Here is a 14,954-nt window from a genome sequence, read left to right on the forward strand (position 1 = left end):
GTCCACGCCCGGGTCTCAGGCCGAGGCCGCAGCGGCGTGGCGGAGGGTGAAGGTCTGGGGCGCGGTGTATTCGAGCAGGCCCTCGGCGCCGCTCTCCGAGCCGAGCCCGGACTGCTTGTGGCCCGCGAAGGTGACGAGCGGGGTGAGGTGCTGGACCTCGTTGATCCACACCGTGCCGGCCCGCAGGCGCCGTCCGACGGCCAGGGCCGTCCGCGGGTCGGACGACCAGACGGAGGCGCCGAGGCCGTACTCGCTCGCGTTCGCCCGGGTGACGGCGTCCTCGACGTCGTCGAAGGAGAGCACCGGCAGGACCGGCCCGAACTGCTCCTCCTGGACGATCCGCGAGGACTCCGGGGGATCGTCCACGAGCGTCGGCACCACGAAGTAGCCCGGCCCCTCTCCGGCCCGGCCGCCGGTGGCGAAGCGGTGGCCCTGGGCGTGGGAGTCCTGGAGGAGGTCGAGGACCCGCTCGTACTGCGGGCGGTTCTGCACCGGGCCGAGCCTCACGCCCGGCTCGGTGCCGCGGCCGACCCGCACGGTGGCGGCGTAGGCGGCCAGCGCCCGCAGGAGCGGCTGGTGGATGTCGCGGTGGACGTACAGCCGCTTGATCGCCAGGCACACCTGGCCGCTGTTGGCGAAGGCGCCCCAGAACAGCTTCTCCGCGACGGCGGGCACATCGACGTCCGGCAGGACGATCGCCGCGTCGTTGCCGCCCAGTTCCAGGGTCACCCGGGTCAGCGTCGGCGCCGCGCCGGCCATCACCCGGCGGCCGGTGCGGGTGGAGCCGGTGTAGCTGATCATGTCGATGCCGGGGTGCGCGGTCATCCACGGCCCCAGCTCGGCGCCGCCCGAGACGACGTTCAGGACACCGGGCGGCAGGACCTCGCACAGCAGCTCGCCGACCTTCAGCGTGACCAGCGGGGTGGACGGGGACGGCTTCCACACCACCGTGTTGCCCGCCAGCAGCGCCGGGGCGAGCTTGAACCCCGCGTTGCCCAGCGGGTAGTTCCACGGAACGATCGCGCCCACCACCCCCAGCGGCACCCGGCGGGTCACCGAGAGCCGCTCCGCGCTGTCCTCGTTCACCGTCTCCGGCAGCGACAGCGACGCCGTCCCCCGCAACCAGTACCCGAACCCGAGGATCTCCGCGGCGGCGTCGTCCAACGACTTGCCCTGCTCCCGGGTCAGGAGCCACTTGAGGGGTTCCAGGTGCGCCTCGACCGTGTCGGCGACCGCCAGCACGAGCCTGCGCCGCTCCTCCAACGGCGTCGCCGACCAGCCGGGCAGGGCTGCCCTGGCCGCCGCCACCGCCTGGTCGAGCTGCTCGGGCGAGCAGACCGGCGCCGAGGCCACGACCGTCTCGTCAGCCGGGTCGAGGACCTCGTAGGACGCCGCACCCGGCACCGCCCGGCCGGCGATGGTCATGGTGAAGTCGGTGAAGGCACTGGCGTCCATGGTGGTTCTCCTGGCACGACGATCGCTGGTGTGTGCCCGCCTTCGGGGCGGACGTCCGGCCCGGTGCCCCAAGGCCGCGGACCGGCACACCATCGACTATCGGCACCGCACAGGCCACCAGGAAGGCCGGGCCTGCCTAGGAGTGCCACACCCAGGAACAGACGCCCGAATCCGCGCCACGACCGGTGCGAGCCGCCCCGGCGAGCCGGTGGTCTGGGCGGCGTACGATGCGAGCATGAGTGGCCACGAGCTGGGCGCGTTCCTACGGGCACGCCGCTCCCGGGTGACGCCCGCCGACGTGGGCCTGCCCACCTCCGGCTCCCGCCGGGTCGCGGGCCTGCGGCGCGAAGAGGTCGCCGTTCTGGCCGGCGTCAGCGCCGACTACTACGCCCGCCTGGAACAGGGCCGCGAGACCAACCCCTCCGGCCAGGTGATCGACGCCATCGCCGGCGCCCTGCGCCTTGGCACCGACGCCCGCTGGCACGCCTACCGCCTGGCCGGCCTGCTACCCAAGTCGGCGCCCGCCCACTCGCACGACCAGGTGCACCCCGCCCTCCTCCAGCTCATGGACGCCTTCCCCACGGCCGTGGCCTACGTCATCAACCGCCGCTTGGACGTCCTCGCCTCCAACTCCCTCGCCGACGCCCTGCTCTCACCCCTGGCCGACCGGCGCCGCATGGTGCGCTCCCTCTTCCACGACCCGGCCGCCCGCGAACTCTTCGCGGACTGGCACAGCGTCGCCCGCGACACCGTCGAAGCACTGCGCCTGGCCGCCGGACACGACCGCCAGGACCCCGAGCTCGCCGCCATGGTGCGCGAACTGATCACCGACAGCCCGGAGTTCGCCGCCCTGTGGCGCGACCACAGCGTCAGCGGCCTGGGCCGCAAGACCAAGGTCTTCAACCACCCCGACGTCGGCCGCATCACCCTCACCTACCAGGCGTTCGACGTGCAGGCCGCCGACGGCCAGTACCTCCTCGTCGGCACCACGGCGCCGGGCAGCACCGACACCGACTCCCTCGCACTCCTCGGCTCCCTCCACGCAGCGGGACACCGGGACGACGTACGGCCCGCCGGCAGCTGACCGATTGCCGCCCGGCGAGGGCCGTCTGTCGGCCATGCGCGGGAGAAGCTGTTGGGCTCGGCGGCCTGCGGTCTCGTGCTCCGTTTCACTCCGATTTCACATCGCGAGCCACCGGATGTCCGACAGCGGGTCCGAAGACAGCGTTTCCGCAGGTCAGAAGAGTGTCCGACCTGCGGAAACGATGAGCGATCACACTGCGTTTCCGCAGGTCAGCGGGGCTCCTACAGGTCGTAGTACAGCTCGAACTCGTGCGGGTGGGGGCGGAGGGCGATGGGGGCGATTTCGTTGGTGCGCTTGAAGTCGATCCAGGTCTCGATCAGGTCCGGGGTGAAGACGTTGCCGGCGAGGAGGTACTCGTGGTCGGCTTCGAGGGCTTCGAGGACGGCCGGGAGGGAGGAGGGCACCTGGGGGACGTTGGCGTGCTCTTCGGGGGCGAGCTCGTAGAGGTCCTTGTCGACGGGCTCCAGCGGCTCGATCTTGTTGCGGATGCCGTCGAGGCCGGCCATCAGCATGGCGGAGAAGGCCAGGTACGGGTTGGAGGACGGGTCCGGGGCGCGGAACTCGATGCGCTTGGCCTTGGCGTTGGAGCCGGTGATCGGGATGCGGATCGCGGCCGAGCGGTTGCGCTGGGAGTAGACCAGGTTGACCGGCGCCTCGAAGCCCGGGACCAGGCGGTGGTAGGAGTTCACCGAGGGGTTGGTGAACGCCAGCAGGGACGGGGCGTGCCGGAGCAGGCCGCCGATGTAGTAGCGGGCGGTGTCGGAGAGGCCGGCGTAGCCCTGCTCGTCGTAGAAGAGCGGGGAGCCCTCGGTCCACAGCGACTGGTGGACGTGCATGCCCGAGCCGTTGTCGCCGAAGATCGGCTTCGGCATGAAGGTGGCGGTCTTGCCGTTGCGCCAGGCGACGTTCTTGATGATGTACTTGAACAGCATCAGGTCGTCGGCGGCGTGCAGCAGGGTGTTGAACTTGTAGTTGATCTCCGCCTGGCCGGCCGTGCCGACCTCGTGGTGCTGGCGCTCGACCTCCAGCCCGGCCTTGGCGAGTTCCAGCGACATCTCCGCGCGCAGGTCGGCGAAGTGGTCCACCGGCGGGACGGGGAAGTACCCGCCCTTGTACTTGACCTTGTAGCCGCGCGCGTCGCCCTCGGCGGCGCCGGTGTTCCAGGCGCCGGCCTCCGAGTCGATGTGGTAGAAGGACGCGTTGGCGCTGGTGTCGAAGCGGACCGAGTCGAAGACGTAGAACTCGGCCTCGGGTCCGAAGAACGCGGTGTCGGCGATGCCGGAGGAGGCGAGGTAGGCCTCGGCCTTCTTGGCGACGTTGCGCGGGTCGCGGCTGTAGGCCTCGCCGGTGACCGGGTCCTGGATGAAGAAGTTGATGTTGAGGTGCTTCTCGGCCCGGAAGGGGTCGAGCCGCGCGGTGGCGAGGTCCGGGACGAGGGCCATGTCGGACTCGTGGATGGCCTGGAAGCCGCGGATCGACGAGCCGTCGAACATCAGGATCTCGGACGGATCGAAGGTCGCCGCGGGTACGGAGAAGTGCTGCAAGACGCCCGGCAGGTCACAGAACCGGACATCGACGAACTTCACGTCGTTGTCCTGGATGTACTGCTTCACTTCGGCGGCGTTGTTGAACATCCATCCTCCTCGGTGCGAATGGGGCTCACCCTAGGAATGGGTCGTTTCCGGACGGTGACCCGCTCGTTTCCTAGATGTTAACCACGGCCCCCGGGCGGGCGGCAAAGATGTACGGGACGGGGCAAAACGCCCCTCCCACCTGGGCGGGCTTCGACAAGTGGTCTGGACCACTGGAAAAGCTGTCGGGAACGCCCAGGTGCTGGGATTCACTCCCCAGGGGACGGCGCCTCGACGGCGCCCCGCCCGGAGGGGAGCCGGTGGCGGTCCGGACCGTCAGCCCGGTTAGTGTGGATTCGTGGACACCAGAGAAGCGTTGGGATCGTGGATCGACGGCCCCAAGGCGGCCGCCGAGAAGATGGGCGCCGACTTCGGCTACCGCGGCGAACGCCTCGGCCTGCCCGAGGAGGGCTCCGGCTCGATCGCCGGCCCCGGCCGCCGGATCGGCGCGCTGTTCGTGGACGGCTGGCTGGTCGCGCTGATCTCCTACGGGCTGATCGCCCGCGGTGATCAGGCCGAGGCCAACCTGTGGACCAGCCCGCTGTTCTTCCTGGTCGCGGCCCTGCTGCTGTCGACCACCGGGACGACGGTCGGCAAGCGGTTGTTCGGCCTCCGGGTGGTCCGCCTGGACGGCGGCCGCGCGACCATCCCGCAGGTCCTGCTGCGCACCCTGCTGCTCTGCCTGGTGGTGCCCCCGCTGGTCTGGGACCGCGACCACCGCGGCCTGCACGACAAGGCGGTCGGCACGGTCGAGGTGCGGATCTAACCGGCTCCACCGAGCCGGAACGTCGGAACGGCCCCGCCGCGGAAGCTCCGCGGCGGGGCCGTTCTCGTGTCGTCAGGGGAGGGGGAGGGTCAGCGGACCTGGCCGCCCTTGGGCATCCGGGCGCCCTTCGGCATCGGGCCCTTGGGGATCGGGGCCTTGGAGAGCAGGTCGCCCAGCGCGCGCAGGCGGTCGTTGGTCTCGGTGACCTGGGCGGCGGTGATGGCGCGGGGCAGTCGCATGAGGTGGATTTGCAGCTTCTTCAGCGGGATCTCGCCCTCGCCGTTGCCCACCACGATGTCGTGCACCGGCACGTCGCCGACCACGCGGGCCATCTTCTTCTTCTCGGAGGCCAGCAGCTGGCGCACCCGGTTCGGGTTGCCCTCACCGATCAGCGCGATGCCCGCCCGGCCCACCGCGCGGTACACGGCGTCCTGGTTACGGGTGACCGCCACCGGCGTGGTGTTGGAGCTCCAGCCGCGTCGGATGTTGTTCAGCACCGCCGCGACGGCGCCCGGCTGCCCCTCCATCTGCCCGAACGCGGCGCGCTCGGCCCGGCGCCCGAAGACGATCGCCATGGCCAGCACGGCCACGATGAAGCCCAGGATGCCCAGATAGACGGGGTGCTCGATCGCGAAGCCGATGGCGAGGAACACGCCGAAGGTCAGCAGGCCGACGCCGGCGATGATCAGGCCGATCTTGGTGTCGACCTTCTTGGTCATGGTGTACGCCAGACGGATCTGCTTCAGCCGTCCGGGGTTCTCGGATGTTTCCCTCGCCATAACGCTCATGGTACGTGGCACGGGTACGGGATATCCAAGCCCGGGTACCCGTTCGCCCGAACCGTGACCCTTGTGCCCGTACGCCGTCGCGGACAGCGACGGGCCTCACGGCGGTAGGGACTTCAGCGTGACGGGAGCTTCACGGCCGTACGGGCTTCAGGTCGTCCGGGCTTCACGGCCGTACGGGCTTCGCCGTCGCTCCGGCGGCGACCGCGTCGTGCCGGCGGTCCGCCGCGTACCGGCGGTTCTCGCACACCGCCGTCCACGCGTTGCGGCGCGCGTGCTGCTGGCCCGGCGCCAGCAGGACGCTCTCGGCGAACCGCAGCGCCGCCCCGACCGACCGAACCGATCGCACCGACCGGATCCGCATTCCCATCGCCATGCCGAACAGCTCCTCTCGTGACTGATCGTGGCTGAGAAGAATCGAACGCTTGCTGGGCGTCCATCGTCCCCACCCCGTGTTACCAGTCCGTGACCAGGCAGTCAAAGCGTGGTGAAAACCGGAAGGGCGGAGCCGCAGCTCCGCCCTTCCAACAGCTCAATGGCTCAAACGCGCCGGGGAACCGGGCCCGGTCAGACCGCGGCCTGCTCGCGCCGCTCCAGCGCCTGGCGGTAGAGCCGGCCGGCCCGGTACGAGGAGCGCACCAGCGGGCCCGACATGACGCCGGCGAAGCCCAGCTCCTCGGCCTCCTCCTGGAGCTCGACGAATTCCTGCGGCTTCACCCAGCGCTCCACCGGGTGGTGGCGCAGCGAGGGGCGCAGGTACTGGGTGATGGTGATGAGCTCGCAGCCGGCGCCGACCAGGTCGGCGAGCGCCTGGCTGACCTCCTCGCGGGTCTCGCCCATGCCCAGGATCAGGTTGGACTTGGTCACCAGCCCGGCCGCGCGGGCCTGGGTGATGACGTCCAGCGAGCGCTCGTAGCGGAAGGCCGGGCGGATCCGCTTGAAGATCCGCGGCACGGTCTCGACGTTGTGCGCCAGCACCTCGGGGCGGGAGGAGAAGACCTCGGCCAGCTGCTCGGGGACGGCGTTGAAGTCGGGGATGAGCAGCTCGACGCCGGTGCGGCCGGCCGCGCGGTCGGCGGTCATCGCGTGGACCTGGCGCACGGTCTCGGCGTACAGCCAGGCGCCGCCGTCCTCCAGGTCGTCGCGGGCGACGCCGGTGATGGTGGCGTAGTTGAGGTCCATGGTGACGATGGACTCGGCGACGCGGCGGGGCTCGTCACGGTCGAACTCGGCGGGCTTGCCGGTGTCGATCTGACAAAAGTCGCAGCGGCGGGTGCACTGGTCGCCGCCGATGAGGAAGGTCGCCTCGCGGTCCTCCCAGCACTCGAAGATGTTGGGGCAGCCGGCCTCCTGGCAGACCGTGTGCAGCCCCTCCTTCTTCACCAGCGACTGGAGGGCGTTGTACTCCGGGCCCATCTTCGCGCGGGTCTTGATCCACTCGGGCTTCCGCTCGATGGGGGTCTCGCTGTTGCGGACCTCCAGGCGGAGCAGCTTCCTGCCGTCGGGCGCGACAGCGGACACGTGCGACTCCTAGAACTAGACGGGGTACCCCCAGGGTACGCCTGTGGTTGTACGGCCTTCGCCGGGCCTGCCGCCCTGCAATCGCAGGGCAACACGGCTACCGGTCAGTAGATTCCCAGCGCTGCGGCCTCATGCCGAGGGCTTCAGCGGGCTTCAGCGGGCGAGCGCCGGCTCGGGCAGCTCGGCGAAGACCTCCGCCAGGTGCCGCTCGACCACCGGTGCCGCCTCGGCGACGGAGAGCCCGCGCGCCAGCTCGCCGGAGAGCGAGGCCACGCCCGCGTCCCGGATGCCGCACGGCACGATCTTGTCGAACCAGGTCATGTCGGGGTCGCAGTTGAGCGCGAAGCCGTGCATGGTCACCCCGCGGGCGACCCGCACGCCGATCGCGGCGAGCTTGCGGTCGTCGCCGCGCTGACCTGCGTTGGAGGGCGCGTACTCGGGGCCGGCCAGCCGCGGGTCGATGCCGAGCGGCAGACCCATCCGCAGGGTCAGCTTGCCGAGGTCGACGACCTGGGCCGGGTCGACCACGGCGTCCGGGATGGACTGGCCCAGCACCCAGACCCCGCTGCGGCCCTCGACCCGGGTGGTCCCGACGCCGAACTCGGCGGCGGCGCGGATCAGCGCCTCCTCCAGCCGGCGGACGTAGGCGATGACGTCGATCGGATCGGGCAGCTTGACGATCGGGTAGCCGACCAGCTGACCGGGGCCGTGCCAGGTGATCTCGCCGCCCCGGTTGACCTCGACCACCGGGGTGCCGTCCAGCGGCAGGTCGGCGGGGTTGGTGCGCTTGCCCATCGTGTAGACGGACTGGTGCTCCAGCAGCAGGACCGTGTCGGGGATCTCGTCCGCGACCCGCAGCGCGTGCAGCCGCTGCTGCTCCTCCCACGCCTCCTGGTAAGGCACGGTGCGCTCACCTATGCCCATCGAAACGAAACGCACGTTCTCGCTCACCGCTGCCGCTCCTTGCCAGGCGTTCGAGACCAACCTCGCCACTGTACGCCCAGCCCGGTTCGTCCCCGTCGGCCGTCCCGCTCGGCCGTCCCGCTCGGCCCCCGGCGAACCGGACCCTCGCGGGCGTCAGTCCCCGGCGAGCAACTGCAGCCGCAGCGCGAGCTGGAGCTCCAGCGACCGCTCCGGGTGGTTCCAGTCCCGCCCGAGCAGCGCCTCCACCCGGTCCAACCGCTGGACCACCGTGTTCACGTGGACGTGCAGCTCGTCCTTGGCCCGGGTGAGGCTGCCGCCGCAGTCGAAGTAGGCCCGCAGGGTGCGGACCAGCTCGGTGCCGCGCCGGGCGTCGTACTCCAGCAGCGGGCCGAGGGCGGCGCCGACGAAGCCGTCCACGTCGTGGCCGTCGCCGAGCAGCACCCCGAGGAAGCCGAGGGCGCGGGCCGAGGCGCCCTCGCCGGCGCGGCCGAGCACCCGCAGGGCGCGTACGCAGCGCAGGCCCTCGGCGTACGAGGCGGCCAGCGCGGGCGGGCCGGCGGCCGGGCGGCCGGCGCCGACGGTGACGGGGAAGCCGGCCAGCCGGGCCAGCCGTTCGGCGGCCTGCCGGGCGGCCTCCTCGGGGTCTCCGGGGTTCTCGGGGTGCTGGGCGCCGCCCGTCTCGACGGGTACCAGCAGGACGACCGCCTCGCCGTGTTCGGCGCTGACGCCCCGGGAGCCGAACAGGTACCGCCGGGCCGCGCCCGCCAGCCGCCCCCGGTCGGCGACGGCACCGGCACCGCGACCGGCTCCCCCAGCGGTCGCGGCACCGGTCACGTCGCCGGCCGTAGCCGTAGCCGTAGCCGCAGTCGCAGGCTCGGCGACCAGCACCAGGTGCGGCCGGGCGAGGTCGACGCCGAGCCGCCGGCCGCGGGCGGTGAGCCCGGCCGGGTCGCGCTCGGGAGCGGTCAGCAGGTCGGTGACCAGCTCGCCGCGGACCCGGTTCTCGGTCTCGGCCACCGAGCGGCGCAGCAGCAGGAGCAGCGCGGTGACCACGCTGGCCCGCTCGAACAGCCGCCGGTCGGCGTCGTCGAGGTCGGGCCGTCCGCGCAGCACCATGGTGCCGAGCGTGTCGTGCCCGGCGAGCACCGCGCAGACCCACTGCTCGCCGTGCCGTACGGACCGGCCCTCGGCGCGGGAGGCGGCGACGGCCCCGGCCAGTTCGGCGGCGGGTACGGACCGTCCGGCCAGCGGCTCGCCCTCGGCGTCCAGGACCGCTATCTCCCCGCCGAGCAGCGCCGCGACGGCGGCGGCGACGTCCGGTACCTCGGCGCCGCGCAGCACCAGGTCGGTGAGCCGGTCGTGCGCCTGCTCGGCGCGTTGGACGGCGGCGGAGTGGGCGCGGACGAGTTCGTTGGCGGTGTTCAGCTCGGCGAGCGCGGCCCGGGTGTCGGCCAGGGACTTGGCGGTGTCCAGGGCGATCGCGGCGTGCGCGGCCAGGGTGCAGAGCAGGGCGACCTCGTCGGGGGAGAAGGCGCGAGCCGAGCGGTCGGCGGCGAACAGGACGCCGATGACCTGCCCGCCGAGCAGCAGCGGCACCCCGATGATCGCCACCAGGCCCTCGTCCAGCACGCCCGCGTCGATCGTGCCGGTGTGGTGGAAGCGTTCGTCGGTGCGGTAGTCGGGGGTGGCGTACGGGCGGGCGGTCTGTGCGACCAGCCCGCCCAGGCCGTCGCCGAGGCTGAGCCGCAGGTTCTGGAACAGCACGGAGACCGAGCCGTCGGTGACCCGCATGTAGGTGTCGCCCGCGGCCTCGTCCGGCAGGGTCAGGTACGCGGTGTCGGTGCCGAGCAGCATCCGGGCCCGGCGGACGATCGCCTGGAGTACGGTGTCCAGCTCCCGGGAGGCGGCGAGGTCCCCGGCGGTGTCGAACAGGGCGGTCAACTCGGCTTCCCGGCGCCGGTGTTGGCGCAGGGTCCGGTGAACCCGCAGGGCCTGCCAGGTGGCGTCGTCGATCTCGGCGAGGACGGCGGCCGGCGCCCCGCGGTGGCGGGCGTCGGCCAGCACGTCGGCGAAGTCCTCGGTGGCGGCGCCCGAGGCGAGCAGGTCGAGCAGCCGCCGCAGTGCGGGCGCGGCGCTCTCGTCGGGGTGGTTCATGGTGCGGGCCGCCAATCGGCGTCGGTTCCGACGGGTGCGGGTACTCGCGAGGTGCGAGAACTCGCGATGCTATCGGCTCAACGCTCAGGCCACCGCGGGCTTTCCGACCGGGGCGCCGTCGGCCGGCTGCTCCTCGATCCGGGTCAGGTCCCGCCCCCTGGTCTCCCGTCCGCACAGCACGGCCAGCACGGTGACCACGGCGGCGAGGGCGACGTACACCGAGATCGGGGTGGAGCTGCCGTAGTCCTTGAGGAGCGCGGTGGCGATCAGCGGGGCCGGGGCGCCGGCCGCCACCGAGGCGAACTGGGCGCCGATGGAGGCGCCCGAGTAGCGCAGCCGGGTCGCGAACAGCTCGGAGAAGAAGGCGGCTTGGGGTGCGTACATCGCGCTGTGGAAGACCAGTCCGACGGTCACCGCGAGGACCAGCTGAGGGAACGAGCGGGTGTCCACCAGCCCGAAGAACACGAACGCCCAGACCCCGACCCCGGCCGCGCCCACCAGGTACACCGGCTTGCGTCCGACCCGGTCGGAGAGCGCGCCGAACAGCGGGATCAGCGCGAACTGGATGGCGGAGGCGATCAGTACGGCGTTGAGCGCGCTCTGCTTGCCGAAGTGCGCGTGGCTGACGGCGTAGGTGAGCACGAAGGTCGTCATCACGTAGTAGGAGATGTTCTCCGCCATCCGCGCCCCCATGGCCACCAGCACCTCCCGCCAGTGGTGCTTCAACACCCCGACCAGTGGGGCCTGTTCGGCCTCCGGCTGGTTCGCCTTGTTCGCGATCGCCTGCCGGAACAGCGGCGACTCCTCCACCGCGAGCCGGATCCACATCCCGACCCCCACCAGTACCGCCGACAGCAGGAACGGCACCCGCCACCCCCAGGACAGGAAGTCCGCGTCCGACTGGAGCGTGGTCATCAGCGACAGCACGCCCGCCGCCAGCAGGTTCCCGGCCGGCGCCCCGCCCTGCGGCCAGGACGCCCAGAACCCCCGCCGCCGCTGGTCCCCGTGCTCCGACACCAGCAGGACGGCGCCGCCCCACTCACCGCCGAGCGCGAACCCCTGCACCAGCCGCAGCGCCGTCAGCAGCACCGGCGCCGCGACCCCGATCGAGTCGTACGTCGGCAGCAGCCCGATCGCCGTGGTCGAGCCGCCCATCAGCAGCAGGCTCACCACCAGCAGCCGCTTGCGCCCCACCCGGTCCCCGAAGTGACCGAACACCAGCGCCCCGAGCGGCCGCGCCGCGAAACCGATGGCGTAGGTGAGGAACGACAGCAGCGTTCCGGTCAGCGGATCGCTGTGCGGGAAGAACAGCTTCCCGAACACCAGGGCCGCGGCCGTTCCGTACAGGAAGTAGTCGTACCACTCGATGGTCGTGCCGATCAGGCTGGCAGCCACCACTCTCGGGAGTGAACTGCGCGTAGCCGCAGCGCTTGCAGGGGCGTTCATGTGCCACCACTTCCAGGGCCGGGGGAGGAGGGAGAAGACGAGGAGGAGACGTCGGGGAGACGACGTCGCCACAAGGTAGGAATCCGCCGTGCGGAGGCCCATGTGGGCGGATCACACAGCGGTCGGCGCAGGCGTGGTGGCAGGAGCCACTGCCCCGCGCCGGTCAGTGGGCCGGCCAGTGCGCCGGTCAGTGCGCCGTCCAGCCGCCGTCGACGGGGAGGCTGGTGCCGGTGATGTAGGACGCGGCGGGGGAGCAGAGCCAGAGGGCGAGTTGGGCGACCTCCTCGGGTTCGATGAGGCGCTTCACGGCGGTGCGGTCGAGCATGATCCGCTCCACCACCTCGTCCTCGCGGATGCCGTGGGCGCGCGCCTGGGCGGCGATCTGCTTCTCCACCAGCGGGGTCCGCACGTACCCCGGGTTGATGCAGTTGCTGGTGACGCCGTACGGTGCGCCCTCCAGGGCCACGGTCTTGCTCAGGCCTTCCAGGGCGTGCTTCGCGGTGACGTACGCGGACTTGAAGGCGCTGGCGCGCAGCCCGTGGACGGAGGAGACGTTGACGATCCGGCCCCACTCCTGCTCGTACATGTGCGGCAGGGTCCGGCGCAGGATGCGGAACGGGGCCTCCACCATGACGCGTTGGAGGAGCGTGAAGCGGTCGGGCGGGAACTCGTGCACCGGCGCGACGTGTTGGAGCCCGGCGTTGTTGACCACGATGTCGGCGTCGTCCGGGAGGGCGTCCACGGCCGCGGGGTCGGAGAGATCGGTGACGATGGCGCGGCCGCCGATCCGCTGCGCGAGCTCCTCGGCCGGGCCGGCCGAGAGGTCGACGACGTAGACCCGGGCGCCGGCCGCGGCGAGGGCCTCGGCGCAGGCCCGGCCGATGCCCGAGGCGGCCCCGGTGACCAGGGCCGTGCGGCCGTCGAGCGGGCGGGCTGAAGTGGTGTCCATGGCCGAGAACGGTAGGAATCCGCCGCCCCGGCTCCCATGTGGCGGGCCGCCACAGCGTCCCCGGGAGCTGTGGCGGCAACCACTACGAAGGTCGATCGACGGTTCGACCGCGGAAGGCCAAACCCATGGTGACCCCGCTTCCCCACAATGGGCGCGGTTGCTTCACCCGTTCGGAGGATTGCTCGGTCAGATCCACCCATAGCGCCCGAATGCTCGCTACATTCACGCCGATTCCCGACAGGGGGCGCCGCCCCAGGCAGCCGAAGTGCTGGTAGAGCCCGGTGCGACGTCCGAGAGGTGTTGACAGACATGCCCCAACGGCCTGCAACCGACAGCCCGGCGTACGGACCGCTCGACCCGCTCGGCCAGCACCGAGGGCCGGTCGGCCGGACCCTTCCGGACGCCCCCGACGCCCTGGCCCCCAACGCCTTGACCGGCGACACGCTGACCGCCGACGCCCCGACCGCCGACGAACTGCGGCTGCCCGCGCAGGCCACACCCGACCGGCACGAGACCTCCGCCGCCCCCGCAGCCCCGCGGGGCACCGGCCACGCGGGTCCGGGCCCGCAGAACGGCCAGCTCGCCGCACTGATCGAGGAAGCCGGCTTCTCGCACGCCGGCCTGGCCCGCCGGGTCGACCAGCTCGGCCTGGAGCACGGCCTCGACCTGCGCTACGACAAGACCTCGGTGACTCGCTGGCTGCGCGGCCAGCAGCCCCGCGGCGCCACCCCCGCCCTGATCGCCGAGGTCTTCACCCGCCGCCTCGGCCGCCGCCTCACCGCCCAGGACCTCGGTCTGGACGCCTGCGCCCCGGTCTACGCCGGCCTGGAGTTCGCCGAGACCCCGCAGGAGGCGGTGGACATCGTGGCGAGCATGTGGCGCAAGGACAACGGCCCGCAGTCCGAGCTGCGCCGGATCGCCTTCACCCCGGCCGGCCTGGTCGTTCCCAGCCGGGACTGGCTGATCGGCCGCACCGACGAGCGGGTCGCCCGGGACGGCTCCACCCTGGTCCGCCCGGACGCCGCCACGGGCCCACCGTCCGCCGCCGCCACGTCCGCCACCGGCGCCCCCGCGCAGAACGGGCCCGGCGCGCCCGGCGCGTCCGCCACGGGCCCGGCGCGCGGCCAGTCCGTCGGCGCCCCCGGTGCCCCCAACCCGCCCGCCGCGCCCACCGCACGCAGCACGGCCGGGACGACCGGCACCGCCCCCACCATCGGCCGGGTGCCCACCCAGAGCCGCCGCCCGCCGGTCGCCGTCGAACCGCCGTACACCGATCCGGCCCGCGAGTCCCGTCCGGTCCTGCGGGTCGGCCGCGGCGACATCGCCGCCATCCGCGCCGTCGGCGACCTCTTCCGCGCGCTCGACCACGCCTACGGCGGCGGCCACGCCCGCCAGGCACTGGTCCGCTACCTGGAGAGCGAGGCCGAGCCGATGCTGCGCGGCCGCTACGGTGAGCAGATCGGCCGGGCCCTGTTCGGCGCGGTCGCCGACCTGACCAGGCTGGCCGGCTGGACGTCCTTCGACATCGCCGCACACGGCCTGGCCCAGCGCTACTTCGTCCAGGCGCTGCGGCTGTCCCAGGCCGCGGGGGACCGTGCGCTGGGCGGCTACGTGCTGGTGACGATGAGCCAGCAGGCCGTCCACCTGGGCCACGGCCGGGAGGCGGTGCAGCTCGCCAGGGTCGCCCAGCAGGGAGTGGGCACCGCCGTGCCGCCGGTGGTCCAGGCGCTGATGCACGCCGCCGAGGCGCGCGGGCACGGGCTGCTGGGCGACGTCCGGTCCTGCACCACCGCCCTGGTGCGCGCCGAGCGGGCCCTGGCGGCAGCCCGCAGTGGCGACGAACTCCCCTCCTGGGCACGGTACTTCGACGAGGCCCAGCTCTCCGACGAGTTCGCCCACTGCTACCGCGACCTCCAGCAGTGGCGCACCTCCGCGCAGCACGCCGAGAAGTCGCTGCGGCTGCGCTCGCCCGCCTACGCGCGCAGCCGGATCTTCTGCCGGCTGGTGCTGGCCACCGCCCGGCTCGGCATGGGTGACCTGGACGAGGCCTGCACCATGGCCACCGACGCGCTGCGTGCGGCGGGGGAGATGCGCTCGGCCCGCTCGCTGGAGTACGTCCGGGACTTCCACCGCCGCCTCACCCCCTACCGTGGCAGCCCGGTGGCCCGCGCTTTCGAGGAGACGGCCCGCCAGGCGGGGGTGATCTGAGGGCCTGACCCAGGGCCTGTCCCCCGGGGCC

The 14,954-nt window shown here is 72.5% G+C and carries 12 protein-coding genes; 3 read left to right on the top strand and 9 right to left on the bottom strand.

Going from position 1 to position 14,954, the window contains the following annotated elements; all coding sequences use genetic code 11:
- Nucleotides 1-15: 15 nt before the first annotated feature.
- Complete coding sequence (locus CRP52_RS23485; protein ID WP_257032817.1) at nt 16-1,455, bottom strand: aldehyde dehydrogenase family protein; 1,440 nt, start codon at nt 1,453-1,455, stop codon at nt 16-18.
- Between the two features lie 235 nt (nt 1,456-1,690).
- Here CRP52_RS23485 and CRP52_RS23490 point away from each other — a divergent pair, with 235 nt between their 5' ends.
- Nucleotides 1,691-2,539: a helix-turn-helix transcriptional regulator gene (locus CRP52_RS23490; protein ID WP_097238196.1), complete on the top strand. Its 849-nt coding sequence runs from the start codon at nt 1,691-1,693 to the stop codon at nt 2,537-2,539.
- 221 nt (nt 2,540-2,760) lie between these two features.
- On the opposite strand, the gene glnA is transcribed toward CRP52_RS23490, so the two are convergent.
- Nucleotides 2,761-4,173 carry a type I glutamate--ammonia ligase gene (gene glnA / locus CRP52_RS23495; protein WP_097238197.1) on the bottom strand — a complete coding sequence of 471 codons (1,413 nt, stop codon included), beginning with the start codon at nt 4,171-4,173 and terminating at the stop codon, nt 2,761-2,763.
- Nucleotides 4,174-4,468: 295 nt separating this feature from the next.
- Here glnA and CRP52_RS23500 point away from each other — a divergent pair, with 295 nt between their 5' ends.
- Entirely contained in the window at nt 4,469-4,936 is a 468-nt protein-coding gene (locus CRP52_RS23500; RefSeq protein ID WP_097238198.1) for an RDD family protein, read from the top strand.
- 89 nt (nt 4,937-5,025) lie between these two features.
- Here the strand turns inward: CRP52_RS23500 and CRP52_RS23505 are convergent, their stop codons facing one another.
- The 7 genes from CRP52_RS23505 to CRP52_RS23535 form a co-directional block, all read right to left on the bottom strand.
- Nucleotides 5,026-5,724, bottom strand: a complete 699-nt coding sequence (locus CRP52_RS23505) for a DUF4191 domain-containing protein (protein WP_373560514.1) — start codon at nt 5,722-5,724, stop codon at nt 5,026-5,028.
- Nucleotides 5,725-5,887: 163 nt separating this feature from the next.
- The gene (locus tag CRP52_RS23510; protein WP_373560570.1) at nt 5,888-6,091 is read right to left on the bottom strand and encodes a hypothetical protein; all 204 of its coding nucleotides are present in this window, start codon (nt 6,089-6,091) and stop codon (nt 5,888-5,890) included.
- A 197-nt stretch (nt 6,092-6,288) separates the two neighbouring features.
- Nucleotides 6,289-7,242, bottom strand: a complete 954-nt coding sequence (lipA, locus tag CRP52_RS23515; RefSeq protein WP_030061100.1) for a lipoyl synthase — start codon at nt 7,240-7,242, stop codon at nt 6,289-6,291.
- 153 nt (nt 7,243-7,395) lie between these two features.
- Nucleotides 7,396-8,166: a lipoyl(octanoyl) transferase LipB gene (gene lipB, locus CRP52_RS23520; protein WP_097240288.1), complete on the bottom strand. Its 771-nt coding sequence runs from the start codon at nt 8,164-8,166 to the stop codon at nt 7,396-7,398.
- A gap of 153 nt (nt 8,167-8,319) precedes the next feature.
- On the bottom strand, nt 8,320-10,320 hold the full coding sequence (locus CRP52_RS23525) for a helix-turn-helix domain-containing protein (protein ID WP_097240289.1): 2,001 nt from the start codon (nt 10,318-10,320) through the stop codon (nt 8,320-8,322).
- An 84-nt stretch (nt 10,321-10,404) separates the two neighbouring features.
- Entirely contained in the window at nt 10,405-11,766 is a 1,362-nt protein-coding gene (locus CRP52_RS23530; RefSeq protein WP_097238201.1) for an MFS transporter, read from the bottom strand.
- A 187-nt stretch (nt 11,767-11,953) separates the two neighbouring features.
- Nucleotides 11,954-12,715, bottom strand: coding sequence for a 3-hydroxybutyrate dehydrogenase (locus CRP52_RS23535; RefSeq protein WP_097238202.1), 762 nt, complete (start codon nt 12,713-12,715; stop codon nt 11,954-11,956).
- Nucleotides 12,716-13,024: 309 nt separating this feature from the next.
- Here CRP52_RS23535 and CRP52_RS23540 point away from each other — a divergent pair, with 309 nt between their 5' ends.
- The gene (locus tag CRP52_RS23540; protein WP_257032819.1) at nt 13,025-14,923 is read left to right on the top strand and encodes a regulator; all 1,899 of its coding nucleotides are present in this window, start codon (nt 13,025-13,027) and stop codon (nt 14,921-14,923) included.
- Nucleotides 14,924-14,954: the final 31 nt, after the last annotated feature.

The sequence above is a fragment of the Streptomyces sp. 1331.2 genome (assembly GCF_900199205.1).
GTDB lineage: Bacteria > Actinomycetota > Actinomycetes > Streptomycetales > Streptomycetaceae > Kitasatospora.

What these genes read in the sequence shown, in the direction of transcription:
- CRP52_RS23485 (WP_257032817.1), bottom strand. Translation starts at nt 1,455, where the DNA reads ATGGACGCCAGTGCCTTCACCGACTTCACCATGACCATCGCCGGCCGG.
- CRP52_RS23490 (WP_097238196.1), top strand. Translation starts at nt 1,691, where the DNA reads ATGAGTGGCCACGAGCTGGGCGCGTTCCTACGGGCACGCCGCTCCCGG.
- glnA (WP_097238197.1), bottom strand. Translation starts at nt 4,173, where the DNA reads ATGTTCAACAACGCCGCCGAAGTGAAGCAGTACATCCAGGACAACGAC.
- CRP52_RS23505 (WP_373560514.1), bottom strand. Translation starts at nt 5,724, where the DNA reads ATGAGCGTTATGGCGAGGGAAACATCCGAGAACCCCGGACGGCTGAAG.
- CRP52_RS23510 (WP_373560570.1), bottom strand. Translation starts at nt 6,091, where the DNA reads ATGGGAATGCGGATCCGGTCGGTGCGATCGGTTCGGTCGGTCGGGGCG.
- lipB (WP_097240288.1), bottom strand. Translation starts at nt 8,166, where the DNA reads ATGGGCATAGGTGAGCGCACCGTGCCTTACCAGGAGGCGTGGGAGGAG.
- CRP52_RS23525 (WP_097240289.1), bottom strand. Translation starts at nt 10,320, where the DNA reads ATGAACCACCCCGACGAGAGCGCCGCGCCCGCACTGCGGCGGCTGCTC.
- CRP52_RS23530 (WP_097238201.1), bottom strand. Translation starts at nt 11,766, where the DNA reads ATGAACGCCCCTGCAAGCGCTGCGGCTACGCGCAGTTCACTCCCGAGA.
- CRP52_RS23535 (WP_097238202.1), bottom strand. Translation starts at nt 12,715, where the DNA reads ATGGACACCACTTCAGCCCGCCCGCTCGACGGCCGCACGGCCCTGGTC.
- CRP52_RS23540 (WP_257032819.1), top strand. Translation starts at nt 13,025, where the DNA reads ATGCCCCAACGGCCTGCAACCGACAGCCCGGCGTACGGACCGCTCGAC.